Here is a 24,754-nt window from a genome sequence, read left to right on the forward strand (position 1 = left end):
CAAACTGTTTTATATACTCTTCAATTCTAAGAATTTCAGCATCTTTTTCTTCTTGAGTATATTCATAGTTTGGTGGGTCAGGTTCGTTAAAAGGTGGTTTATCGTCGTTAGTTACGCATGCGGTAAATGCGACTAACAAACTAAGTAATAAGAGCGTTTTTTTCATTGATATTTGTTTAGGTTATTATTTTGCGTTGTTATTCATTGCAATATTACAGCACGCCAGTTTCATTTTTCGGGATTCTGTAAAATGACAATGTTAAAGTTTCAAGTCTTTATCATTTTTCTGTGAACGATAAATCATTTTGCGAAATTAGGACAACATTAAATGAAAGCATTACAGAAATCTGTATTGCTTTTCTAAACAGGTATCTAAAATGTTCTTTTATGTTTAAAAAAGCATAAGCAGGTTTTATTCGATTTAGAGCTTGAGTTAAGATTATGGGGAAAACTTAACTAGTATTGTATTCTATGTATATTCTGGCATAAATCATTATTGCTTTAGGGTTATCGTTTAGAAGTTGATACATAAACTCTCCTATGTCGATATCTATTTTTTTTAATCCTTTTAAAAGGACTTCTATGGGTAAATCATCGATATGATCAGGTAACATGATAAGTGATAATTTGAATTACTAAATCTCTCTAAATTTCTTGATCAATTTGTAGAGCTCCTTAATATGTTTATCACTTATTTTTTTATCATATTTAATATATTTCTGTACAATACCTTTTGATACCTTTATTTCTCGTTCAAAAGCATTTTTATTTATTAAGTGTCCTTTAGCGTGTAACCAATTTTCTACACGCTGCCTTACGTTGGATTTCTTCATATCATATTTTTATATCAAAACTTTAAAAAACATCTATCTTATAATTTAGAGGTCATAGATGTTTTTAATACTTTAAAATGATATGACGATTAGAGTTTGTTATTAAGTATTAGTGCGCTTTGAGTGTATTATTATATTGCAAATTTCAATTTTGGTTTTAATTCCATGTAGTGTAATACTCCTGATTGTTTAATTTTTTTTGCTACTGTTTTTACAGGTGTATTTTGTTCTAAACATTCCTCTACCCAGTTTCTTAATAGAAGGGCATATGTTTTATTGTTTTGTACACATTGATCAAAATGATCAGGATTAATTTGTAGAAGATTAAAAACATTTCTTTCATATGTTATATTTGGCATGTGCTGAATAGGCAATACTCTATTTTTATCGTGTATTTCTTTCTTAAGCATAGGTCTTTAATTAATTTTGTTACTAATCAATGTTAAATAAGAGTAAAAATTACGGTTATACCGTAATAAATATTTATATTTGAACATTATATTTCGTTTAATTAATCAAATATAAACAATATATTTTGTTTATTAATTAAAAAGAGCAAAAAATGTCGTCTATCAAAAAAAGAATGCTTGAATATATTGCAGCTAATGGTATAACTAAATATAAATTTTATAAGGAAACGGGAATTACTCGTGGAGTATTAGATAGTAAAAGTGGTATCACAGAAGATAACATATTAAAGTTTATAGACTATTATCCTGATGTTGATCTAAGTTGGCTTATTAAGGGAGATAAAGAGTCAACAATAACTCAAAAACCTGAAAAACCCACTTTGAAGGAAAGTAAAGCTGATGACAAGGTAAAAGATGAGTTAATTCGTCTGTTAACTGTTGATGAGGATATACAATCTGCTTTTAAGTATATTATAGGTAAGGAAATAAATACTTTTGCATCTCAGAAACTCTTAGAATTAATTAAGGATGATAAATTTTATGAAATCATCTCTAATTACTTAGCGGGAATAAAGCAAAACAATGATGCTTCCTAGTGGATTTATTTGTTTTTCTTATTAGATTTAGAGATTTGTTCTTCAGAAAGTTTAGCCAATTTTTTTAATTCTTCATAACTACTACCTTTTGTAGTTAATCTTTTAATTTCAACTTCAATAAACCACTGAAGTGTTTCAGATTCTTCAAATTCTCGCTTTAATTTTTTTAGAAGTTCTTCTCTGGATAGATGGTTAAGATTATCCTTGCTCGCCATTAATTCAAATCTTTTTTGATTTCTGTGATTGTTTCTTTTAAATTATCGCCAGTTACATCAACCATTGCTTTATATGTTACTAGATCATCATTGTCATCCGGCATTATACTGGCAATATCATTCACTGTTTTTATTCGTTTGTCTAGATTGGGAATCTTTTCAGAAATAGATTTTAGTTTTGATATTTTTTTTGTTACAGATTGGAGTAATCTAGAAATTGCAAAACTGGCAAATATAGATACTATTACCATTGCCCCATAATAAAGATAAATATCAAAATCAGCTCTATACCAGAATGTCCAAATGATAAAGTATGAAGAAGTGAAAAGAAAACAAATACTACCTATTCTCATAGACTTTTTATATTCTTTTAATTCTATGAAATTTGAAAAAAAGGCTATAAAAAGGGATAATATAAAGAGAGATATAGGTAGTCCTATAGAAAATAAGAAAACTCTCATACTCGGAAATCCAAATACTTTTTCTGATGACTCTTTTGGGAAAAGAATATGCACAAAAGGTGCTATGGCAGCAGCCACAACACCTATAATAATTATTATGTTAATAATCTTACTAACCCCTATCCCCAGGAGGAACCACTTCGTCTTTATCGCCTTGGAATGTATCTTGTTCATTTATTCCTATTTCTTCATTAACAGATTCAGATTCACAGCTTGTTAAAACCGCGATGGATAAAAATAGGAAAATAGCTTTTAAATAAATTGGGAAATTTCTCATAATGTCAAATTTTTAAAAAATAATGAATGTTATTGCCTTACTTTTAATAGCTGCAAAGCGTTGATTTACAGGCTAAAATAAATCAATATTTTTAAAAACCGACTACTGGTTTTCTGTTAATTTAAGTGTACTTTTGCCACCTTTTTTATGCCAAAAAAGCGGAAAAAACCACCTTTTTCACTTGATTTTCAGACTTAAAACGTCAAATTGTTAATTTTTGGAAATGTAAATAGTATGTGTTAAGAATCAATAGTTTAATAACGAGTACTTTATAACCGTAAAAACATTATGGTTTAATTTTTGTGGAATTCTAGAGATTCATTTAAAATTCAAAAATGACTATATATTTCAATTTTCTTTTACCTTTTTAACTTAGGTTTACAAATCTTCCTTGTCGTTGTCCAGATGTATACATTATTGACAATTCATTATGATAATCGTATTTAGAGAGTGTGTTCTGCCTGATTTTTCTAATCTTCATACTTATTGATACATATAAAAAAATCCCGGCGCGTGAGAGGTTATCGATAGCGCTTACCCAAACAGGGATAGCGCGGGATATTTTATCCCTGGCGCTGATATATGGGGGCTGTGCGCGTTAGCAGGAAGAGACAGTGCGTAACGATTGGGGTACAGCGCGTGATGAGGTAAGGTACACGCGTTGTACTGTATCTAATGCGCGCAGAGGTTTCAGCCACCCGCGTATAAAAAATAATAACCCGCGCAATAAGAAAAGGAACGCGCGCTACGCGCTGTACCTTAACTACCCCGCGGGCTAGTCATAGCAAGGGATGATTACCTTTTATATCGGCTAATATACCCCTTATAGCGTTCGGGGTCCTTTCTAAACGCATATTTACCCGTATCCCGTATCTCATCCATAGCTTCCTTAAGGTGGATATAGGCTCTATCTCTTAGTTCCTTGGCTTTAGAGTTATCCAAAGTAGTACCATTAGCCTTGGCCAGTAATTCTGCCAAACTGTCTGATTTTTGAGCTGCAATATCCAGATTTCTAAGGTCATATTTTACTTTTTCCAGTTCTGGTATATTCGCCTTACCCAAAACACTGATATCCATTAGGTCCTGGATCATATCTGCATCTCCTTCCCCATCTGCAATGGCACGTACACGAGATAATAAATCAGAACGTTTGCGAAACGCAAAACGCAAGTCGGCCAGTAAATCGTTTCTAAACTCATACGCTTTGGGCGATTCTTCTTTCCATATTTTGGCTGCTTCTTCCCGGTTATACCGTTCTTTCATCCAAACTGCTTGTGCATATCGACAGGCTCCCGTGCGAATAGGCAGATCGACCACATAGAAATCCCAATCTAACCCTTTACTGCTTAGTGTTTCTTCATCCTCTTGTACCCATATAAATAGATTTTCTGCCTCCTGTACATAGGTATCTATAGGGTTTTTTGGAGGTTGTACATCGTCTTGTGGTAAAGCTTCTAATACGCTTAACTTGACGTCATAATTTTCTTTTGACATTTTTAATATTGTTATAAATTAATAATCTACAAGGATAACACATGCCAGTTTCAAAAAATGAAACTGGGCAGATGAGATATGTTAATTAGAAGTTAAAAATGGAATCGGTTTTGTGATTTTATTGGCACCGGCAAAGGGTATAATATCCCGAGGCTTACCTGGAAATAGAATTTTCCCCTCAACTAATGCTTAGTGGGCTTACCCCGAGGTAATTTATATGCAGTAGTTCAAAGTCTAATAATGTTTTATACTGCATAAGCCAAATTGAATACAACCATTACATAAAATAAAAAGAATAAACCTTCATAATATTATTAATTATGTCCTATACAATAAGTGTCTTAGCGCAAACATCAGATTTTGGATAGATAAAAATTAAGACTATAAAATATTTAAGAATTCTAGTCTGCTTTTAATATCTCTGTTCTTTATAAGATTTGCTGAAATATTGTTAAGTTGTAATTCAAATTTATAGCTGTACTTATTGGATTGCATCAATACAATCGAATTCAATATTAATAGTGCCTCTGCAGGTTTTTTAGAATTGTATAATGCAGTAGTCATAATAGCTGAAGGATCTTCACGCTTTGTTATACCCAAATATTCGGCAGCCCGAACACGATTTAAATTTTCTGGATCATTATGAGCAATAGCTTGTATTATAGACTCCAAAGATTTAGCATCTTCTCTAAAGTTGCTACATGTAATTAATCCCCAGTATCTTTCCCAAGGGTCCTCAGAAGTTAAGCTGGTAATGACCTGTTGTTTTACATTTTTAAATTTTGATAAGCATAAGTTCGAAATATCTATATATTTATGGATTTGATCGATATGTAATCTCCCATATTCGACTGGGTTATCAATAGCATTTTCGATTAAAAAATGTTCTGGAAAAAAAGACAAGTCAGGCATTTGTTTTACCCATTTGTTTAATCGTTGACGCATATCATTAGAAATATCATGATATTTTGGATCATCAATAAGATTTTTAGTTTCGAATGGATCAGATTCTATGTCAAAAAGCATTTCTGGCTCACGATCTTTGAAGAAAGCAGATTGTATGTCATTTAATTTGCCTTCTTCATATAAGGATTGCCATTCTTGATAAGCTAATTGTTTGTATCGATAATTATTCATAATACCATCATAATTAAAAGGTTGATAGTTTCTGATATATTTAAATTTTCCTTTACGAATGGCACGTATCTGATCATATTTTTCATCAAATCGATCGGCATAACTAAATGTTTCATCTCTAGTGTCGACTTCCTCAAGGTCAATATTCTCTCCCAAAAATGCTTTTCCATCTAATCCCTCCGGAATCTGAGCTCCTGCTAAATTCAATACAGTTGGAGCTAAGTCAATAAAGCTTACCATCCCTTTAATCATACTTCTTTTTTTAACATTCCCTAAGTGTTCGTATTTTTTAGGAACATGAATTACAAGAGGTACATGTAGTCCTGTTTCATATAGATACCCTTTACTTCCGGGTAAAATTCCTCCATGATCTCCAAAATAAAATATAAATGTGTTTTCAAGTAAATCATCTTTTTTAAGTTCGTTAATTACCTCACCTACTTTAGCATCCATCTCTTGAATCTTATCGCGATAAAGAGCGTTTGAATATCTAAAAGTTTTAGTATCAGGATGATTAGGTTGTATTTTGAAGGAATTCTCGTCTGTTTTAGTAGGATTCGATTCCATTTCCTTCTTTGTAAAATGTAACTCTCCTTCATGGGTATTATGAATATTAAAGACATGAAAAAAGGGCTGCTCTTCTGATCGATTCCTCCATGATGCTTTTCTAGAGGACTCATCCCATACACTATCTCCTTTAATTATATTATAATCTTCTTTGCTATTATTGGTAGTGTAATACCCTGCTTCACGTAAATAAGCTGGAAACATCAATATTGAATCAGGCATAGGAACTGTTGCTATTTTTCTATGATATTGAGCAGCTATTTTTGGGCCATAAATCCCCGAAATTATCGCAGAACGAGCAACGCTACAAACTGGGGCGTTTGAAAATGCCCGATGAAAAACTATACCATGCTCTGCAAGCGATTCAATATTAGGAGTCGAAATTCCATTATCATCAAACATCTTTAGATAATGTTTTGAATTATCCTCTGAAGTTATCCAAACGATGTTTGGTTTTTCAATCCTGTTTTTATCCTGACTACATGAAGAAGCAGGAGCTAACAAAATAATAGTTAGAATTGAAATTATAGATAGCTCTTGAATGTATTTTATCATGTGAAAATTGATTGTAGTAGCTAATGTAAGAAATATAGAATAGGAGATTGACCTTTTTTAGATTTGATAATGAGCTCAATATAAATGTTTTTGATCTTTTTACTTCTAGGTTTTTAAAAATAAAAGATAACTCTAGAACAAATATTGACTCATCGTAAACAAATAAATATCAGGAAGTATGGAATAAGTATTTCTGTATGATACCTGTTTTCTTTGTCTATATATTTATGTTAAATAAGAAGTAGAATCTGAAAAAATCATAGAATAAAGAAGAGTATATATTAAAGTTTAATAATGAGGAGTTTTCTGAAAATCCTGTGTAATAGAGTAAGAGGTAATTAAATTAGAAATAAGATGAAAAATAAAAAAAAGATCGGTTTGAGTCTTAAAAAAATTCAGATTTCAAAATTAGAAAGTAGCACTATTAATGGTGGTAGAGCAGCATTATTTTGTACAAATGATTATGGTACTTGTGATGATTGTCAAACAGATTATAGGAGTTGTACTGATCATGTTAAATAGAATATGGTATAAATATCGATAACAAAAGAGATCGTCTTATAGCCATTGAGTCGATCTCTTTTATTTTGCCCTTCAGTAGTCATTTTGTTTTAAAATACATAGTATCATGATACTTTTACCGAGTAAAGAATACGACATTCATATTGGAATGCTAGTTTCCCAGATGAACCATACCAGAGATGTTACTTTGCGAATAGTGAAAAGTTTAACACCCAAAGAATTAGACTTTTATGTAGATGATAAGAGTAATAGCATTGGGATGTTGTTATTTCATATTGCTGGCTCAGAATTCTATTATCAAAGACCTCTTTTTTATGATAGATTAATCAATGCTCAAGAAGAAGAAAGACATAAAGATGCAGCCCCAGAATATATGAATACACGAAAAATTCATAGCAATGATTTAGAATATTATTTATCAGAGTTATATGAAGTGAGACAACATACTTTGGAAAACCTTAAAAACTATGATGACAATTGGGTCTTTACTCGTAATCAACATATACCGATCCTAAATAATTACTATATGATAAAACATTTTGTAGATGATGAAATTAGTCATCTAGGGCAAATAAAATGGATTATGAAAAGATGCCAGATATAATTACTTTAAATATAAAGGTATTCTGCTTAGACCACAAAAATCAAATTATTTACCTAATTTTGGGATCAATTCACCGAGTAAATAAGCATGAAAAAATCACGCCCTATTATGTTCGTGGGCACGGGCTCTGATGTTGGAAAAAGTATGTTGGTTACGGGTATCTGTAGACTCTTAAAACAAAGAGGTTATACTCCAGCTCCTTTCAAAGCACAAAATATGTCGCTTAATAGCTTTGTAACTCCAGATGGACTGGAGATCGGAAGAGCGCAAGCAGTGCAAGCCGAAGCTTGTAATATTGATTGTTCTACAGACATGAACCCTATCCTGTTAAAACCTTCTGGCGCAAATAAATCTCAGGTAGTATTACATGGTAAACCTATTGGTGATCAAACCATAAAGGACTATTTTTTAGGAAATAATAAAACACATTTGTTTGAAGAGGCTAAGACTGCATTTTTTCGATTGCAAGAAAGATATAGCCCAATTGTTTTAGAAGGGGCTGGAAGTATTAGTGAACTCAATTTAAAACATCGGGATATTGTCAATATGAGGATGGCACAAGCCGCAAATGCAGATGTATACTTGATAGCAGATATTGATAGAGGAGGTGTTTTTGCAAGTGTATATGGATCTATAGCTTTGCTAGAACCTTGGGAAAAGAAATTGATAAAAGGAATTATCATTAATAAGTTTAGAGGTGATATTTCTTTATTTGAAGAAGGAAAAAATATGCTGGAAAAACTTACCGGAATTCCTGTGTTAGGAATTGTGCCTTATGCACAAGATATTTATATTGAAGAAGAAGATTCTGTGGGGTTACAAAAAAAGAAGAACACTGCTGTTAGTGGAAGTATTAATATAGCAATCGTATTACTTCCTTATATCTCTAACTATACTGATTTTAATGTGTTAGAAAAAGATCCAAGAACGCATTTGTTTTATTCTAATGATCCTAAAAGTATTGCCGAAGCAGATGTTATTATACTTCCGGGAAGTAAAAATACTATTCAGGATCTTTTATTTCTTAGAGAAAAGGGAATTGCAGAAGTGATTTTGAAAGCTCATGAATCCCAAAAAATAATTATCGGTATTTGCGGAGGGTATCAGATGTTAGGAAATCGTATAGATGATCCTTTAGGAGTAGAAAGTGATGTAAATACGCTTCCAGGGCTTGGGATTATACCCATTATAACAGAATTGACTGCAGAAAAAACGACTACACAATGTAGTTTCAAGTTCAAAGAATATCCAGAAATATGTACAGGATATGAGATTCATATGGGAGAAACTACTTTTGAACATACAGCACCTTTAAATCAAATAGGAGGACAGACTGAAGGATATCGACAGAAAAATTGTTGGGGTACTTATATTCATGGTATTTTGGATAATGCTGTTGTGATAGAAGATATATTGAGAAATTTCTCTTCAGAAAAATTAGAAACAAATTTTGATTACAAAGCATACAAAGAAGAGAATTATGATAAGCTCGCTAATTTATTAGAAAAGCACATAAACATAGAAGCTATAATCTTAGAAATGCAGTTAACATCATGATCTACGGACACGGCGATGATGGATATCGATATGCAACAGATTTTAAAGCTAATTTTAGTTCTAATGTTTGGTATGAAAGAACTTCTGAGAAACTCTTATCTCATCTTAGAGAACATCTGCCCGCTATAGCAAATTATCCAACTCCTAATGCAGATGAATTGGCAGAGAAAATAGCATCACATCATCAGTTGAAACCGGATAACATATTAATTACGAATGGAGCAACAGAAGCGTTCTATTTAATTGCTACTTTATTTTATGATAAGAAAGCAGCAATAGGCGTTCCCACATTCTCTGAATATGAAGATGCCTGTGCAAGGAACAAAATGCATCTTCGTTATTATAAACGAGTAGATCTACAGCACACAAATTTTGAAGACGATTTAGTGTTTGCTTGTAATCCGAATAATCCAGATGGTTTTAGTACTACAATTTTAGAAATACGAGCATTATTAATCAAATATCCTGATACAATATTTGTAATCGATGAAGCATATATAGATTTTACTGTTCAGATTACTTCTTGCATTCCTTTATTAGAAGAATTTGATAATCTTATTATCGTAAAATCGTTGACCAAATTGTTCTCTATACCGGGGTTAAGATTAGGGTATATCGTATGTAATCCAGAAACAAAAAGTAGACTTCAACACTCTAAAATGCCATGGAGTGTTAATGCAATGGCGATAGAAGCTGGTAAATATATCTTTGATAATTACGACACAATATACCCAAATATGGAGATACTCCTAACATATAGTAAAACCTTGCAAAAACAAATTGACTCCCTAAATCATTTTACGGTTATACCTTCAGAAACAAATTATTTTTTAGTACAACTAAAAACACCAGATGCTTCAAAATTGAAAGATTATTTAGCATATACTCATCAATTATTAATAAGAGATGCTTCAAATTTTAGAGGTTTGGATAAGCATTATATTCGAATTGCAAGTCAAGATTCTAAAAAGAATGAACTACTGATTAATGCTTTGAAAGAATGGAGTATACATTAATAATAGTTCCTTTAATCATTGGATACGTGCTTGATTTAATACTTGGAGATCCAAGATGGCTTCCGCATCCAATACGGTTATTTGGAAACACTATTGCGATCGGAGAAAAAAAAATGAATACAGGCTCCTTTATTTTTGTCAAAGGAATGTTACTTACATTATTATTAGTAAGTATTGTATTACTATTTTTTTATACGGCTCAAAAATTGTTGCAACTTTTTCCGATAGGGTATTATATTTTTACCTCCATATTTGTGTTTTTTGCTCTGGCAAATAAGAGTTTGATCGATGAAGGAAAAGCAGTTTTTAAAGCCTTAAAACAAGGGGTAAATCAAGGTCGAAAACGATTATCCTGGATAGTAGGACGAGAGACAGATCAGTTAAATGAACAACAAATAAAAACAGCCGTTTTTGAAACGATGTCAGAAAACCTTAGCGATGGTGTTATTGCACCACTTTTTTATTATGCGTTGTTTGGAATTTCTGGGGCTATGGGGTATAAAATGATTAATACATTAGATTCTATGATTGGATATAAAAGTGAACGCTATATCAATTTTGGAAAATTTGCGGCTAAGTTGGATGATGTTGTTAACTATCTACCGGCTAGAATCACTGCAATTTTAATGCTAGTGGTAACTGCTAAACTTCATAAGATTCCTTTTGTGCTTAAATACGGGAAACAACATGCAAGTCCAAATGCGGGATATCCAGAAGCCGCATTGGCAGCAATTCTGGATTGTAAATTTGGAGGACCAAACTATTATCATAAAAAACTGGTAAATAAACCTTATATAGGAACAAATGATAGAATCATAGAAGATCGTGAGATAAAAGCTGTAGCAGGAATTAACCAAAAAGTGACTTTTGTTTTTGTTGCAATAATTTGTAGCATATATTTTTTCTTACCATGAACAGAAGATATATCATAACTGGAGCTCCTGGTACAGGAAAGACAAGTTTAATTAATGAGCTACAAAAAAATGGATATTTGTGTTATGAAGAAATATCAAGGAAAATAATCAAAGAACAACAACAAATAGGAAAAAATAAAACCCCTTGGGGAGATCTTTCTGGTTTTGTAGATTTAGTATATCAACAGACAATAAAAGAGTTACAAAACCCTGTTAATCAAACTACTTTTGTAGATCGGGGATTACCTGATACTATTGCTTATTTAAAAACAAAACTCTGTTCCACTCCACAATATCTGTTAGATTTTCCTTATACAACATATTACGCTAGTACTGTATTTCTGGCACCACCTTGGGGAGAAATTTATATTAATGATCCTCAACGTCCTCAATCTAGAGAAGAATCAATACAAATCCATAAACATCTTTTAGAAATCTATGAAGAATTACACTTTAATATAGAAATATTACCAAAAACAACTTTAACAAAACGTGTTGATTTTATAAGATCAATTATTTAAACAAAAAAAGTATCTTCGCTGTCGATTTATGGTTCTTTTAGAGATAAAAGATGAAAAGGGAATTTGGTGAAAATCCAAAACTGTTCCCGCAACTGTAATACATACTTAAAAAATTATGATCGGTATACCACTGTAGTAACCCTATGGGAAGGTGATTGTAATCGTGTAAAGTCAGGAGACCTGCCATAATATCATTTTAATAATAACTCTCGGGTAAAGAGTTAGATATAACTAAGGATCGTTCTTTAAGATTATAGAAGGATTCTTTTTATTTCTATAACTTTTCCCACTTAACTTAACTTTTTAATGAAAAAAATTATGTTTAGTGGCGTATTGGCATTTATGGGGCTTTCCGGCTTTTCACAATCCAACACTATTTTAAAAGGAATTATAAAAGATGCCAATACTGGTTCTAATATTCCGGACGTTTCTATTCAAATTGCAGAATACAATAATACAGTCAATAGCGATTTAGATGGACGATATCAAATAACATTACCAAAAGGCCAACACAATATTCAATTTTCTGCCATTGGATATAGCACAATTACCAAAAAAATTAATTTAAAAGAAAAAGAGCAAACTTTAAATATTGGTCTTCCCCATTCTATTACAGAATTATCAGAAATAGTTATTCAATCTGATAAAAAGAAAGAGATTGGAGTAAATCAAGTATCCAAAATATCATTAAAACTGAGGCCTATTAACAGTGCTCAGGATTTATTAAAAGCAGTTCCGGGTTTGTTTATTGCTCAACATGCAGGAGGTGGTAAAGCCGAACAAATTTTTTTACGAGGTTTTGATAATGATCACGGTACTGATTTTGCCGTATTTGTTGACGATATACCTGTTAATTTAAGTTCGCATGCTCATGGACAGGGATATGCAGATTTACACTTCCTTATTCCTGAAACAGTAGAAGATGCAAACTATTATAAAGGTCCTCATGAGACATCTATAGGGAATTTTGCAGTTTCTGGAGCAGCTTCATATACTACAAAAAGAAGACTTAATAAAAATTCGATTAAACTTGAATATGGGCAGTACGATTTTGTTCGAGCATTGGGAATGGTTACACTGTTGGACAAAAAGAATTTTTTATCCAAAAATTATGAAAATGCTTACATAGCCATAGAAGGAACATACAACAAAAGTTTTTTTGATAGTCCACAAAACCTAAGACGATTAAATACTTTGTCTAAATATGCTTTAGATATAAATGATCAAAATACATTAACTACTTCTATATCTACCTTTCATAGTAATTGGAATGCTTCTGGACAAATCCCTTTAAGAGCTATTCAATCAGGGAGTATTGATCGATTTGGTGCCATAGATGATACTGAAGGTGGAGATACTGAACGTATCCATATAAACTTTCAATTAGAGTCACTTTTATCAGATAAGGTATCCTTTAAAAATCAAATATATTACTTATCGAATCTATATAACCTCTACTCTAATTTTACATTTTTCCAAAATGATCCAATTTTTGGGGATATGATACATCAATTTGAAGATCGTGATATGTTTGGTTATAATGGGGAACTTTCTTGGAATACCAAAATCGGAAACCTGGGGAGTAAAACAGATTTTGGATTAAGTGTGTTATACAATAACAATAGGATTGGATTAAACAATAGTATTCGAAGGGAGACTTTAGAAACAGTCAACACATTCAAAATTAAAGAGACCAATTATAGTGTATATATAAAAGAGCGATTAAAATTGACTAATAAATTTTCGATTCTAGCAGGTTTGAGAGGCGATTATTTTACTTTTGACTTGGAGGAACTAGTTCCAGAACGGACTAAAGGTAAAACAGATGCTTTTAGATTTAGCCCTAAAATAAGTCTTTTCTATGACCTTACCGAAAAAATGCAATTATATGCAAAGGCAAGTTCTGGTTTTCATTCAAATTACTCTCAGGCAGCGGTAAATCAAAAGTCAATACATCCTTTGCCTAAAGCTGTAGGGTATGATCTTGGAACAGAATTTAAGATCGGAAATCGATTTATAGCGAATATTTCTGCTTGGTATCTTAAAAGTGATGCCGAATTCGTATTTGTTCCAGATGATGGCTTTGAGTTCGAAAACAAAGGACGATCAGAAAGAGTTGGAGGCGAAGCCTCTTTTCGTTATCAACCATTATCATTTTTTTGGATAGATACTGATCTAAATTATAGTTATGGTACTTTGCTAGATGAACCTGAAGATGCCAATAAAATACCTTCTGCTCCTAGGTTCACTTCAACAGGTGGTGCTACTTTAAAACTTAAAAACGGGATTAAAGGATCTCTTAGGTATAGGTTTCTTGGAGAGCGACCGCTGATAGAAGATGAATCTGTAATTGCAGATGAATATTTTTTGATGGATGCAGTGATTAATTATACTCAACCCTCTTATGAGATTGGATTATCGGTAGAAAATATATTTGACCAGGAGTGGATAGAAGCATTGTTTTATGATTCTTCGCAACTTCAAAACGAACCTGCTCCGGTTGATGATTTTCATTTTACGCCGGGGAATCCTTTTTTAGCTAAATTAAGTCTAACATATTTCTTCTAATCATGGGAAAAAACATACCAAAAGTAACAACTACCTTTCAATTTTGTGATGGAGGTTCTTGTCAAAAAGCTAAGAGCGAAATAGCAGTGCGAGAAGCAAGAGCATATCTTCGTAATGAAGGGTTGTGGGATAATACACACACCATAAAAACCAGGTGTAACGGTAGATGTGAAGATGCACCTACCTGGATAGTACAACCTGGTAATTTTTGGTATAAAAACTTAACTCCTGAGAAAGCAGTAGCTATTATGAAATCTCATACCCAGGAGAATCAACCAACAGAAGAATATCTATTGTATCAGGAAGGATGGTCTGTATTATTAACAGAAAATGAAAAAACAGTATCCCCTCCCGTTTTTAAATGTAAAACTGAAGAGATACATGGTGAGATCTTAATAGCAAGAGCATTTGCTTCAGACCAACATTTATATCCATTATTTCAATATTTCTTTCAAACTCCCAGGCCAATAGCTGTACAAGTTGGAGAAGACTCTATGTTGAATATTGATCAACCTCATCAAGTAGATTATAGTGATAAATACGAAGTAAAAATAACAGGAGAACAATTAAAATTAACATTAGCTATTGCCGGCATTCCTAAAGATATTCCTGAAGAGATAGCGGATCGCAAAGTAAGCGTTGCAGAAGTGATCTGGCTGAAAAAAAAGGCTATCTTTACCAAGGCATTACGTCTTAAAAACAAAAAAGGAAAACATTTGGTGACCATGTGGATAAAAGAAGAAGACAATAAAACTTGGGAGCATATCCTGAAAATATATTTGTCAATGTCACCAGATCACATTAGAATAGTAGAAGATGATTCCTAAAAATATAAGCATATTAGGTTGTGGATGGTTAGGATTACCACTTGCTCTTGATTTAATTTCAAAAGGGAGTACTGTAAAAGGTTCTACAACAACCGCAAGTAAAATTTCAGAATTTCAAGCACAAGGAATTACAGCATTTTTACTGAAGTTAAGTGAAGCCTCTGAAGAAATGTATAAGGATTTTCTTTTAGATAGTGAAGTAGTTATTATCAATTTCCCACCTAAACGTATTCCCAATATCATAGAAATATACCAACAACAGATACAAAGTATACTTCCATACATTTCATCAACCCAGAAAGTTATTTTTGTTAGCTCTACTTCTGTATATCAGAATACAAATGATGAGGTTACTGAGACTATAGAAATTCAACCTGAAAAAGAATCAGGAAGAGCGGTTGCTATTGTAGAACAGCTATTACAAAAAGAATTAAGAGAAAGATTAACAATTATTCGATTATGTGGTCTTATTGGATATGATCGTTTACCTGGGCGATTCCTTGCGAATAAGAAGGAGGTTCAAAATGGAGATGCTCCCATCAATGTTATTCATAGAGATGATTGTATCGGACTTATTAATGCTGTGATAGAAAAAGATGCTTGGGGAGAAATTATTAATGGTTGTGCAGACCATCATCCATTGCGCAAAGATTTTTATACCTTGGCGGCAAATAAAATTAAACTTACCCCTCCAACTTTTGTCAAACAAAAAAACATCGCGTATAAAATTATCTCTAATACGAAGAGTAAAAAACTACTGGAGTATACATATATACATCCTGATCCATTAAAATTAATTTAGAAATGTACCCTGTATCTATTGTTGGCGCCGGTCCTGGAGATCCGGATTTATTAACTGTAAAAGCACATCGACTTATAGAAGAAGCAAATGTTATTCTTCATGATAATTTGGTTTCTGACACAATCATGACTATAAATACAGATGGAGAAAAAATATATGTAGGACGTAAATTTGGAGATACTTCTGATCAAATAGAACGTCAACAAAAAATAAATGAGTTATTAGAAGCAAATTATCTTTTAGGTAAAAAAGTAGTTCGTCTTAAATCAGGAGATCCTTATGTTTATGGCAGAGCAGCTGAAGAAGCAAGATATCTTACATCAAAAAAAATTCCTTTTCAAGTTATTCCTGGTATTTCTGCAGCATTAGCAGCTGCTAATATTTTTAATATCCCAATTACAGAAAGGAATAAGTCTAATGCTATGCTTATTTGCACAGCGCATACCGCAGATTATTCTTTTGAGCAACTCACAGGAATAGCGCATATGCTTAAAGCTGGAAATACAATTTCTATATATATGGGACTAAAAAGCTTACATAGAATTATCCCTAAACTGTTAGAGGTATGTAAAGATGATACAATTCCTGTAAATGCGGCATCTAATGTATCCCGCGTTCATCAGGAAATAATCACAGGGACTTTGGGCAGTATAGAAGAACAAATTAAAAATAGCGCATTGCAAATGCCTGTTGTTTTAATTATTGGAGCAAATCCAATTTTATAAGTAAGTTTGTTATTCCAGGGTAGGCTGGAATCCATTTTCGATGTTGTTGAATATTTATTTTAATCAAGTGTATGAAAGAGGGTATATTACTTTGCGGACATGGTAGCCGAAGAAAAGCTGCCATTACTTCATTTAAAAAATTAGTAACGATTTTAAAAGATCGTTATCAAAATGATTATGAAGTTGATTATGGTTTTTTAGAATTTAATCATCCTACCTATGAAGCCGCCGTAGAACGTATGTATCTTAATGGAATTCGAAAAATATATGCGCTCCCGGTTATTTTATTTGCAGGATCCCATGCAAAAAATGATATTCCTTATGAACTCAATACTATACAAGGATATCATGAAGATTTAACCATTACCATGGGGAAACATATAGGTGTGAATTCATTTTTACTGGATCTTGCTGTAAAGCGAATTCAGGAAACTGAAGCCACATTAATTCCAATGGATAGAAAAGAAACCTGTTTGGTTGTTGTTGGTAGAGGTACAACTGACCCAGATGCAAATAGCGATGTATGTAAACTAACCAGTATGCTGTGGGAAGGAATGGGATTTGGGTTTGCTACCACAGCATATAGTGGTACTGCATATCCAAAGGTTGATGAATCTCTGCAAATGATCGAAAAGCTAGGTTTTAAACGTACGATTGTCATTCCTTTTTTCTTTTTTACCGGAGTTTTGTTAGAGCGTATTTATGGTCATGTGACCGATATGAATGAAGCCTCTGATCAAGAATATGTGTATACTGCTCCTTTTGGTACTGATGAATTATTGATGAAGGCTTTTGATGAGCGGTTGGAAGAAGCCAAAACAGGAACAGCCTTTATGAATTGTCAACTCTGCAAATACCGAAAACAAGTAGTAGGGTTCGAACAAGATTATGGCAAAGAACAAGTGGGGCATCATCTTAATGTAAAAGGAATTCTTTTTGAGGAAGACGAAAAACCAGGTGAGGTTAAAAGCTCTTTGGGTAGTAAAATTAAAAAGGTATTGGGGATTTGAGTCATAAAATTTGTATAGTTATATTAAAAACTCATGAGTGATTGTATATTCTGCAAAATTGTAAAAGGAGAAGCCAAATCCAGGAAAGTATATGAAACAGAGGATACCTATGCTTTTTTTGATATATATCCGACAACTAGATATCATACTTTGGTCATTCCCAAAAAACATTATACTACTATTTTTGATATTCCAGAGCAAGAATTACGTAGCGTAATTACTTCTGTAAAGAAAGTTGCTAAGCTATTTGAAGAAAAACTAGGAATTCATAATATCCAAATTATTAGCAACTCCGGAGCAGTTGCACAACAAGAAGTATTTCATCTTCATTTCCATATTGTTCCCAGAAAAAGAGGAGATGGTCAAAATATTAAATGGAACAAAGACTCAGAATTAGTAAAAGATTTTGAGGATATGCTGGATAAAATTAAATGAAATCGAAATTGTCGACAGTACGGGGATAATAGAAAAAAAATTTAAAAGTAAAGAACCTATTCTTTACAGCTATTTGTTACTGAATCCTTTAAACTAATATTTATCCATATATATATCTAAGGTTTCCAAAATTTTATTAATTGGTGTCGAAACATCAGGGTTGAGTATAGCATCTTCTAATATATTAGTCATAAAATAATATCCTTTATTTGTAGTAGGGTTAAAAAGACAAGATGTAACAATTCCCAGACCCCCTCCTGAATGCTCAATATTACCTTTGTTATTAATTATCCAAAATAATCCCCCTGTAGTATCCTTTATTTCTTCATGAGTTGTTTGAGGGGTAAATATTTCTTTATAATGCTCTGTTGATAATAATTTTCCTTTTCCATTATACCCTTTAATCATTTCTATAAAATACCTGTTAAAGTCTGAATTGTTTGTTGTTAACTCTCCAGACGCTACTGCTATTCTAGTATAGTTAGGGATTTCTAAATCTTTATTCAAATATAATGTAGCATGGGTATCAGAAGTTATGTTATCTTTTCCCCAACTGGTTGTATTCATTTCTAAAGGTTTAAATATGTATAGGTGGGTATATTCTTCATAAGAAATACCTGTTGCGTGTTCGATAACATATGCTGCTAAATTTGAAGCTATATTACTATATTCATATTTTTCTCCAGGTGCATTCATTGAAAAATTAGAGACGTCATACCATTCGCCATCTATAGCAAGTGCTTTTTCTAAATAGGTAGCATCATCTATATCAACATTTGCTTTTACAAAGTCAAAAAAAGGTTTAGATTCTGGAGGATAAATGGAAAGATCAATTTCAGAAAGATTTTCAAAAATATAAGACCTATAATCTATTTCTTGAACGCCTTTAATTCCTGAAGTATGTGTAGCTAAATGGCGGATTGTGATAGGTTTCTCTAAATAATGTGGATGTTTTACTTCAAAAGGTAAATATTGGTTAATATCGGTATCCAAATCAAGTTTTTCTTGTTCGACAGCTTTCATTAATGCTAACGCAATAACCGTTTTAGAGATGGATGCAATAGCTTGTGTAGTATATTCTGTATATTTTTTGTCTTCCTTTGTGTCAGCATATCCAAATGAATTTTGATATAAAACATCATTATTATCTACAATAGATACAGAAAACCCAACTAGAGGTGATGACTTGTATAATTGTTCTAATTCGAGATTTAATTCCTCATCCTTCTTTGAAACGATATCATCTGATTGACAAGATGGAATCATAAAAAGAATAGATAATAGTAATATTACCTGTTGTATCTTTTTTAGGGTATTATCAAACGGAATTGAAGTCCAATTTAGAAATTTAAAACTTAAAGAATTAGTATCGATTTCTTTTAAGAGAAAGTACATGATGATGTTTATTGATTTATTAAATAACAAATCAATAAAAAACTAAACTTATAAATGAACCAATAGAAGCATTGGTCTACCTTTCTTTAAAAAAAATTATTCTACAATACCCTCACCTTTAAGATATAAATCTTCTAACTCCTGTTTCATCTCATCTGATGGGTTTTTCCACATGCCACGTTGTATAGCTTCGAGCAGACGCTCACTCATGTCTTTTAATGCCCAAGGATTATTTTGTTGTATAAACTCTTTGTTTTCTGGAGTTAATAGATAACTTTCGGTAATACCTTCGTACATAAAATCATCAATGAGATTGGTAGTCGCATCATAAGCAAATAAATAGTCCAAGGTAGCAGCCATTTCAAATGCTCCTTTATATCCATGTCGTTGTACACCTTTAATCCATTTTGGATTAACCACCCGAGATCGATATACCTTTAAAAGTTCTTCTTTTAGGGTTTTTACTTTAGGGGTTTCAGGTCTGGAGTTATCTCCAAAATAAATTTCAGCTTCACCTCCTTTTACTGTTTTTACTGCATTTGCTAATCCGCCATGGAATTGATAGTAATCATCACTGTCTAAAATATCGTGTTCTCTATTATCTTGGTTCTGCATTACAATTTGCATGGCTTGCAATCGGTTCTGAAATGATTCATGAGCAGATACTCCCTTTTTAGAACTTCCATACGCATAACCACTCCAGTTAATATACACTTTGGCTAGATCTTCCTGAGTTTGCCAGTTTTTTTCATCAATCACAGCTTGTAGTCCTGCTCCATAGGCACCAGGTTTAGAGCCAAATACTCTATACAAAGCTCGTTGTGAGGCTTCTTTCTCTGGTAATCCTTGTGTTTGCCATTGTTGTTGCTCTGTTAAAAAACGTTTACGGATTGGATTATCCTCAACAGGTTCATCTAGATTTGCCAATCGAGTAACTACAGCATTAAAAAGGTTGATCACATCTGGGAAGGCATCCCTAAAAAAACCTGAGATACGCAAGGTAACATCCACTCTGGGTCTTCCTAATGTAATCAAAGGGATGACTTCAAAATCAGTGACTCTACGGTTTACGTTTTTCCAAATAGGGCGAACACCCATCAACGCAAATGCCTGAGCAATATCATCTCCTCCTGTTCGCATAGTCGATGTTCCCCATACAGAAATCCCAATAGTTTCAGGGTAATCACCATTTTCCTGTAAGTATCGATCAATAATCAATTGTGCGCTTTTTTTGCCTAATCGATATGCAGTTTCGGTAGGAATGGTACGCACATCCACAGAGTAAAAATTTCGACCGGTAGGTAATAAATCTAATCGACCACGGGTTGGAGCTCCAGAAGGACCAGAAGGTATGTATTGACCGTCTAATCCAGAGAGTAAAAAGTCTAATTCATCAGTTGTTTTTTGAACTTTTAGTAAGGTGTTAAATTTAATGTATTCTAACATCTGAGCAGTCAGAGGGTATTGTTTTGGGATGTTACTTTCTTCTAAATAAGAAATCAATAATCGTTTTACAATATCTTCTAATTGAGCAATAACCTGACCTGCTGTTTTACAAAATGTATCTTCAATAGTTAGGTTCATCACCTCTGTATATGGGATCTCTAAGATATTTTCTGTAATATTGAAATCTTTGGCTAGTAACTGGGTAATACCTTCCTTTCCATATCCAGGGACACGATGCAAAGCGATTAATAAGTCAATCAACTGTTCGTCAATAGGTGCTTTTCCAAAAATATGCAATCCATCTCTAATCTGTGCTTCTTTCAATTCACATAAATACCCATCCAGCTTCACTAATAGTTCATCCACATCATCAGAAGCAATTCCTAAATCTACATTTAGTTTTGTTTCTTTAACCAGTGTCGCTATTTCTTTTTCTAATGCACGAGATCGTTTAGGGTCTAAGGAAGCAGCTTCATAATATTCATCTACCAAATGTTCTAACTTCATTAAACTACCATAACTTTCTGCACGAGTCATTGGCGGAATCAGATGATCTATAATCACAGCTTGATTTCTTCTTTTCGCCTGTGTTCCTTCTCCCGGATCATTAATAATGAAAGGATAAAAATGGGGTAATGCTCCAAATACTGCTGCCGGAAAGCAAGTTTCAGGATCTAATGACACACTCTTACCAGGTAACCATTCGAGGTTACCATGTTTTCCTAAGTGTATCACCGCATCAGTACCGTATGTTGTTTGTAACCAAAAATAATAGGCTAAGTATTGATAGGTTGGAGGCAAATCAGGAGAATGATAAATTGCTTGTGGATCCTGATTATAACCTCTGGAAGGTTGAATACTTACGAAGATATTTCCCAATAAAAACCCAGAAATGATAAACCCTTTTCCTGTATGATATGGGTCGTCTTCTGGTGTTCCCCAATGCTCAGTTATTTTGTTTCTGAGTTCTTCTGATAATGCAGAGAAACATTGTTGAAATGCTGTATGGTCAAATACCAAAGCATGTGGTCTGGTTATTGTTGTGGTTACATCGTTGGTAGTCACTTGTGTGATCCAATGCATTAACTCGGTTCCACTTTTGGGTAACTGTTCTCCTACGTTATATCCTTTCAATTTGAGAGCGTTTAGTAAAACAATACAACTTTCTGGAGTATCTAACCCTACACCATTAGCTAGACGGCTATCTTTATTAGGATAGTTGGGTAAAATAATGGCTATTTTCTTTTCACTATTTTTTTTATACTGTAGTGTTGTCCAATGCTGCGCCAATTCTGCCATAAATTCGCAGGCAGGAGTATAGGCTTCATATTTTAGAATAGAACTGTCAGTAAGCGTATCCTTTTCTATTTCTTTTTTAAAAGATACTGCACGGCCTATAATACGTCCGTCAATTTCTGGCAATGCAATATTCATGGCAATATCTGTAGGAGGTAATCCAAAAAGGCCATCCTTCCAAACATCTTTATTAGATGTAGAAAATATAGCTTGTAATACAGGAACTTTTAGATTTTCAAAAATAAAAGTGGATCCATCCATCGGTTTGATGGTAAACCCTGTAGTATTAATAATTGTATGGACTTCTCGCTTCCCTGAATGTGTCATTAATTGCTGCACTTGTTCTACTAGTTTTGCATCTCTTAAGTTACTGGCGAAAACAACAAAAGTATTCATTCCTCGAACATGTAATGCTTCACTCATCTCATGTATTGGAGCTACATTATCAGAAAGATAATGAGTGCGATATGCCAATATCACCACGTTGGGTTTGCCAGTATCCAAAGAAGTCTCTAAAGCCTCTTGGGTAAGCATTCCTTTATCCGCAGTATATAAAAAAGTATCGGCTATTGATTGAGCAGGAGTGATAGTGAGTTGTGCATCAAAAAAGGTATGCCGTAGGTAATTGAAAAGCGCAATAGTATTTTCTTTTCCTCCTTCTTGTAAATATTGTCTGCATTGGTGCACAATATGAATATCTGCAGAGGATAATTTCATCAATTCAAAATCGGGTTCATGAGCGGGTAAAAATAGTACAGTATTACCAATTCGTTCTTGCAATGCAACCAGAGATTCTACCAAATATTTATAATAACTAATGCCTCCTAACATGCTGCATACAATTACCTTAGCCTTTTCAAGTACTTCATCCAGATAGGTGTCGATTGTTAATTCTTGTTTAAGATATACCAGGTTGGTCATACGCAAACTTGGCAAGGATTCTCCATCTATTTCATACAATTGTTTATACGCTTCATTCAGCGTATGAATTTCGGTATCTCCTGCACTTAAAAATACAATATCGCCCGGTTGCTGATCTATATAAAAAATTTCATCATCATTTGGATTCCATCCACCGGGTATGGTTGCGACTAAATGCATAGGTTTTCTTGTTTTAACCCAAACTCTGTATTGGGATTTTGTAATGAAAACCAAATATACAATAAAGAGTGGTGCTCCAAATCTATTTTAATTCGAAAGCGCAGCCAATAGCTACGGTGAGAATCAAAATTGGTTTATGTATCAGTATTTGAAGTAGATTTAGATTGGAATAAAAAACTTAATATAGAATTTGGGTTTATTGCCGCCCAATATAAATGAATATAGCTGGCATATACGTTTTGATAGGTATATATTTTTGTGAGAACTTCTTTTCCTCTTGCAGAAAATACTTTCCCTGTACTAAGAATGGTATCATCACCTGAGACCTTGGAATAGTGAAATTCATGTCCCCATATTTCCAAATCATTCCATACTACTTTTCGATACCCTAAAGACAACTTTTTGCCTTCCATAGAAGTATTCAATGGAAAAACCCCGACCATAGGGTATGCGACTGAATCCTCATCAATAATAGTATTTCCCAAATACATCATCCCTCCGCATTCTGCATAAATCGTAACCCCTCGATCAGCTGCTGCCTTGATCTGAGCTCTCATAGCTGTATTTTTAGATAACTTTTGAAGATGTAATTCTGGATACCCACCTGCTAAATAAATATAATCAGCATCAGGAAGTTTTGTATCGTGTATTGGGCTAAAATAGATGATATTTCCTATCGTTTCAAGCCATTTCAGGTTTTCTAAATATGTAAAACTAAAGGCTTCGTCTTTAGCAATAGCAATCGTTTTTGTTTTAGGAATTATCTCTTTTACTGGTTTTTCTTTCCTACCATTTTTAGTGTCTTTTATAGATTCTAATAGTTTAGATATAGAGATGTTATTTGCTATATGAGAAGCTGCTTTCTCAATAACATTTTCAAAAGTATGATCAATATGTAACCCCAGATGACGAGATGGAATAGCAATTTCTTCGTTAGGAGGAATATATCCTAAAGATGGAATTCCAACAACATCACATGCCTCTTTAAGAAAGACATAGTGTGACTCAGTTTTTACAAAATTAAAAATTACTCCAGCTATGTTAACTTCGGGGTCAAATGTTTTTAATCCATGTAAAATAGGAGCAATAGTATAAGCCATACTACTCGCATTAACAACAAGAATTACGGGTATGTCTAAAAGTTTGGCAATTTCTGCCGAGCTTCCCTGATCTTTAACAGCACCATCAAACAATCCCATGACACCTTCGATAATACTAATATCAGAAGCTTGTTGATATTTGTTAAAAATGGATATCACATGCTCCTTTGGCATCATCACCGTATCTAAGTTAATAGCTGGTTTTTTGGCAGCAGTACTATGATGAATGGTATCGATGTAATCAGGTCCGCATTTAAAGGGTTGCACTCTATATCCTTGATTAAGAAACCAACGTAGTATTCCTAAGGTAAGTGTTGTTTTTCCTGAATTACTCCATGGAGCAGCTATTAAAAATGCTTTGGACATTTGT

The 24,754-nt window shown here is 33.0% G+C and carries 23 protein-coding genes and 1 riboswitch; of the genes, 13 read left to right on the forward strand and 10 right to left on the reverse strand.

What is annotated here, in order from left to right; translation table 11 throughout:
- Nucleotides 1-452: 452 nt before the first annotated feature.
- The 3 genes from FOF46_RS31370 to FOF46_RS05290 form a co-directional block, all read right to left on the reverse strand.
- On the reverse strand, nt 453-614 hold the full coding sequence (locus FOF46_RS31370; RefSeq protein ID WP_167571750.1) for a hypothetical protein: 162 nt from the start codon (nt 612-614) through the stop codon (nt 453-455).
- Nucleotides 615-635: 21 nt separating this feature from the next.
- A complete protein-coding gene (locus FOF46_RS05285; RefSeq protein ID WP_143915723.1) occupies nt 636-833 on the reverse strand; it encodes a hypothetical protein in 198 nt (65 codons plus the stop codon).
- 131 nt (nt 834-964) lie between these two features.
- Nucleotides 965-1,243, reverse strand: coding sequence for a hypothetical protein (locus FOF46_RS05290; protein WP_143915724.1), 279 nt, complete (start codon nt 1,241-1,243; stop codon nt 965-967).
- A 152-nt stretch (nt 1,244-1,395) separates the two neighbouring features.
- Between FOF46_RS05290 and FOF46_RS05295 the strand changes: the two genes are divergently transcribed.
- Nucleotides 1,396-1,839: a hypothetical protein gene (locus FOF46_RS05295; RefSeq protein ID WP_143915725.1), complete on the forward strand. Its 444-nt coding sequence runs from the start codon at nt 1,396-1,398 to the stop codon at nt 1,837-1,839.
- A gap of 5 nt (nt 1,840-1,844) precedes the next feature.
- On the opposite strand, the gene FOF46_RS05300 is transcribed toward FOF46_RS05295, so the two are convergent.
- The 4 genes from FOF46_RS05300 to FOF46_RS05315 all read right to left on the reverse strand — a co-directional run bounded on the left by FOF46_RS05300 (nt 1,845) and on the right by FOF46_RS05315 (nt 6,545).
- Nucleotides 1,845-2,054 carry a hypothetical protein gene (locus tag FOF46_RS05300; protein ID WP_143915726.1) on the reverse strand — a complete coding sequence of 70 codons (210 nt, stop codon included), beginning with the start codon at nt 2,052-2,054 and terminating at the stop codon, nt 1,845-1,847.
- The gene (locus tag FOF46_RS05305; RefSeq protein ID WP_143915727.1) at nt 2,054-2,689 is read right to left on the reverse strand and encodes a hypothetical protein; all 636 of its coding nucleotides are present in this window, start codon (nt 2,687-2,689) and stop codon (nt 2,054-2,056) included. Before FOF46_RS05305 ends, FOF46_RS05300 begins: the two co-directional genes overlap by 1 nt.
- Nucleotides 2,690-3,587: 898 nt before the next feature.
- Complete coding sequence (locus tag FOF46_RS05310; RefSeq protein ID WP_143915728.1) at nt 3,588-4,286, reverse strand: hypothetical protein; 699 nt, start codon at nt 4,284-4,286, stop codon at nt 3,588-3,590.
- Between the two features lie 381 nt (nt 4,287-4,667).
- Nucleotides 4,668-6,545, reverse strand: coding sequence for a sulfatase family protein (locus FOF46_RS05315; RefSeq protein WP_143915729.1), 1,878 nt, complete (start codon nt 6,543-6,545; stop codon nt 4,668-4,670).
- A 354-nt stretch (nt 6,546-6,899) separates the two neighbouring features.
- On the opposite strand from FOF46_RS05315, the gene FOF46_RS31375 reads away from it, so the two are divergent.
- The 12 genes from FOF46_RS31375 (at nt 6,900) to FOF46_RS05370 (ending at nt 18,046) form a co-directional block, all read left to right on the forward strand.
- Nucleotides 6,900-7,067, forward strand: a complete 168-nt coding sequence (locus FOF46_RS31375) for a hypothetical protein (RefSeq protein WP_160114007.1) — start codon at nt 6,900-6,902, stop codon at nt 7,065-7,067.
- A 106-nt stretch (nt 7,068-7,173) separates the two neighbouring features.
- Entirely contained in the window at nt 7,174-7,671 is a 498-nt protein-coding gene (locus FOF46_RS05320) for a DinB family protein (protein WP_143915730.1), read from the forward strand.
- 87 nt (nt 7,672-7,758) lie between these two features.
- The gene (locus FOF46_RS05325) at nt 7,759-9,228 is read left to right on the forward strand and encodes a cobyric acid synthase (RefSeq protein WP_143915731.1); all 1,470 of its coding nucleotides are present in this window, start codon (nt 7,759-7,761) and stop codon (nt 9,226-9,228) included.
- Nucleotides 9,225-10,244: a pyridoxal phosphate-dependent aminotransferase gene (locus FOF46_RS05330; RefSeq protein WP_143915732.1), complete on the forward strand. Its 1,020-nt coding sequence runs from the start codon at nt 9,225-9,227 to the stop codon at nt 10,242-10,244. Before FOF46_RS05325 ends, FOF46_RS05330 begins: the two co-directional genes overlap by 4 nt.
- Entirely contained in the window at nt 10,229-11,158 is a 930-nt protein-coding gene (cbiB, locus tag FOF46_RS05335; RefSeq protein ID WP_143915733.1) for an adenosylcobinamide-phosphate synthase CbiB, read from the forward strand. Before FOF46_RS05330 ends, cbiB begins: the two co-directional genes overlap by 16 nt.
- Entirely contained in the window at nt 11,155-11,679 is a 525-nt protein-coding gene (locus FOF46_RS05340) for an AAA family ATPase (protein WP_109434054.1), read from the forward strand. Before cbiB ends, FOF46_RS05340 begins: the two co-directional genes overlap by 4 nt.
- 12 nt (nt 11,680-11,691) lie before the next feature.
- Nucleotides 11,692-11,881, forward strand: a riboswitch (cobalamin riboswitch).
- 104 nt (nt 11,882-11,985) lie between these two features.
- Nucleotides 11,986-14,247 carry a TonB-dependent receptor gene (locus tag FOF46_RS05345; protein ID WP_143915734.1) on the forward strand — a complete coding sequence of 754 codons (2,262 nt, stop codon included), beginning with the start codon at nt 11,986-11,988 and terminating at the stop codon, nt 14,245-14,247.
- Between the two features lie 2 nt (nt 14,248-14,249).
- Nucleotides 14,250-15,074 carry a (2Fe-2S) ferredoxin domain-containing protein gene (locus tag FOF46_RS05350; protein ID WP_109434052.1) on the forward strand — a complete coding sequence of 275 codons (825 nt, stop codon included), beginning with the start codon at nt 14,250-14,252 and terminating at the stop codon, nt 15,072-15,074.
- Nucleotides 15,064-15,876, forward strand: coding sequence for an NAD(P)-binding domain-containing protein (locus tag FOF46_RS05355; protein WP_109434051.1), 813 nt, complete (start codon nt 15,064-15,066; stop codon nt 15,874-15,876). Before FOF46_RS05350 ends, FOF46_RS05355 begins: the two co-directional genes overlap by 11 nt.
- A 2-nt stretch (nt 15,877-15,878) precedes the next feature.
- On the forward strand, nt 15,879-16,601 hold the full coding sequence (gene cobA / locus FOF46_RS05360) for a uroporphyrinogen-III C-methyltransferase (protein WP_143915735.1): 723 nt from the start codon (nt 15,879-15,881) through the stop codon (nt 16,599-16,601).
- 71 nt (nt 16,602-16,672) lie between these two features.
- A complete protein-coding gene (locus FOF46_RS05365) occupies nt 16,673-17,611 on the forward strand; it encodes a sirohydrochlorin chelatase (RefSeq protein ID WP_109434049.1) in 939 nt (312 codons plus the stop codon).
- Nucleotides 17,612-17,644: 33 nt separating this feature from the next.
- A complete protein-coding gene (locus tag FOF46_RS05370) occupies nt 17,645-18,046 on the forward strand; it encodes an HIT family protein (protein ID WP_143915736.1) in 402 nt (133 codons plus the stop codon).
- A gap of 93 nt (nt 18,047-18,139) precedes the next feature.
- Here the strand turns inward: FOF46_RS05370 and FOF46_RS05375 are convergent, their stop codons facing one another.
- The 3 genes from FOF46_RS05375 to FOF46_RS05385 form a co-directional block, all read right to left on the reverse strand.
- Entirely contained in the window at nt 18,140-19,441 is a 1,302-nt protein-coding gene (locus FOF46_RS05375) for a serine hydrolase domain-containing protein (protein ID WP_143915737.1), read from the reverse strand.
- Between the two features lie 96 nt (nt 19,442-19,537).
- Nucleotides 19,538-23,284 carry a cobaltochelatase subunit CobN gene (gene cobN, locus FOF46_RS05380; RefSeq protein WP_143915738.1) on the reverse strand — a complete coding sequence of 1,249 codons (3,747 nt, stop codon included), beginning with the start codon at nt 23,282-23,284 and terminating at the stop codon, nt 19,538-19,540.
- A 134-nt stretch (nt 23,285-23,418) separates the two neighbouring features.
- Nucleotides 23,419-24,750: a cobyrinic acid a,c-diamide synthase CobB gene (locus tag FOF46_RS05385; protein ID WP_143915739.1), complete on the reverse strand. Its 1,332-nt coding sequence runs from the start codon at nt 24,748-24,750 to the stop codon at nt 23,419-23,421.
- Nucleotides 24,751-24,754 lie beyond the last annotated feature (4 nt).

Source organism: Aquimarina algiphila, assembly GCF_007489275.1.
Taxonomy (GTDB): Bacteria; Bacteroidota; Bacteroidia; order Flavobacteriales; family Flavobacteriaceae; genus Aquimarina; species Aquimarina algiphila.

Excerpts from the sequence above, each read along its gene's own strand:
- FOF46_RS31370 (WP_167571750.1), bottom strand. The coding sequence starts at position 614 with ATGTTACCTGATCATATCGATGATTTACCCATAGAAGTCCTTTTAAAA.
- FOF46_RS05285 (WP_143915723.1), bottom strand. The coding sequence starts at position 833 with ATGAAGAAATCCAACGTAAGGCAGCGTGTAGAAAATTGGTTACACGCT.
- FOF46_RS05290 (WP_143915724.1), bottom strand. The coding sequence starts at position 1,243 with ATGCTTAAGAAAGAAATACACGATAAAAATAGAGTATTGCCTATTCAG.
- FOF46_RS05295 (WP_143915725.1), top strand. The coding sequence starts at position 1,396 with ATGTCGTCTATCAAAAAAAGAATGCTTGAATATATTGCAGCTAATGGT.
- FOF46_RS05300 (WP_143915726.1), bottom strand. The coding sequence starts at position 2,054 with ATGGCGAGCAAGGATAATCTTAACCATCTATCCAGAGAAGAACTTCTA.
- FOF46_RS05305 (WP_143915727.1), bottom strand. The coding sequence starts at position 2,689 with ATGAACAAGATACATTCCAAGGCGATAAAGACGAAGTGGTTCCTCCTG.
- FOF46_RS05310 (WP_143915728.1), bottom strand. The coding sequence starts at position 4,286 with ATGTCAAAAGAAAATTATGACGTCAAGTTAAGCGTATTAGAAGCTTTA.
- FOF46_RS05315 (WP_143915729.1), bottom strand. The coding sequence starts at position 6,545 with ATGATAAAATACATTCAAGAGCTATCTATAATTTCAATTCTAACTATT.
- FOF46_RS31375 (WP_160114007.1), top strand. The coding sequence starts at position 6,900 with ATGAAAAATAAAAAAAAGATCGGTTTGAGTCTTAAAAAAATTCAGATT.
- FOF46_RS05320 (WP_143915730.1), top strand. The coding sequence starts at position 7,174 with ATGATACTTTTACCGAGTAAAGAATACGACATTCATATTGGAATGCTA.
- FOF46_RS05325 (WP_143915731.1), top strand. The coding sequence starts at position 7,759 with ATGAAAAAATCACGCCCTATTATGTTCGTGGGCACGGGCTCTGATGTT.
- FOF46_RS05330 (WP_143915732.1), top strand. The coding sequence starts at position 9,225 with ATGATCTACGGACACGGCGATGATGGATATCGATATGCAACAGATTTT.
- cbiB (WP_143915733.1), top strand. The coding sequence starts at position 10,229 with ATGGAGTATACATTAATAATAGTTCCTTTAATCATTGGATACGTGCTT.
- FOF46_RS05340 (WP_109434054.1), top strand. The coding sequence starts at position 11,155 with ATGAACAGAAGATATATCATAACTGGAGCTCCTGGTACAGGAAAGACA.
- FOF46_RS05345 (WP_143915734.1), top strand. The coding sequence starts at position 11,986 with ATGAAAAAAATTATGTTTAGTGGCGTATTGGCATTTATGGGGCTTTCC.
- FOF46_RS05350 (WP_109434052.1), top strand. The coding sequence starts at position 14,250 with ATGGGAAAAAACATACCAAAAGTAACAACTACCTTTCAATTTTGTGAT.
- FOF46_RS05355 (WP_109434051.1), top strand. The coding sequence starts at position 15,064 with ATGATTCCTAAAAATATAAGCATATTAGGTTGTGGATGGTTAGGATTA.
- cobA (WP_143915735.1), top strand. The coding sequence starts at position 15,879 with ATGTACCCTGTATCTATTGTTGGCGCCGGTCCTGGAGATCCGGATTTA.
- FOF46_RS05365 (WP_109434049.1), top strand. The coding sequence starts at position 16,673 with ATGAAAGAGGGTATATTACTTTGCGGACATGGTAGCCGAAGAAAAGCT.
- FOF46_RS05370 (WP_143915736.1), top strand. The coding sequence starts at position 17,645 with ATGAGTGATTGTATATTCTGCAAAATTGTAAAAGGAGAAGCCAAATCC.
- FOF46_RS05375 (WP_143915737.1), bottom strand. The coding sequence starts at position 19,441 with ATGTACTTTCTCTTAAAAGAAATCGATACTAATTCTTTAAGTTTTAAA.
- cobN (WP_143915738.1), bottom strand. The coding sequence starts at position 23,284 with ATGCATTTAGTCGCAACCATACCCGGTGGATGGAATCCAAATGATGAT.
- FOF46_RS05385 (WP_143915739.1), bottom strand. The coding sequence starts at position 24,750 with ATGTCCAAAGCATTTTTAATAGCTGCTCCATGGAGTAATTCAGGAAAA.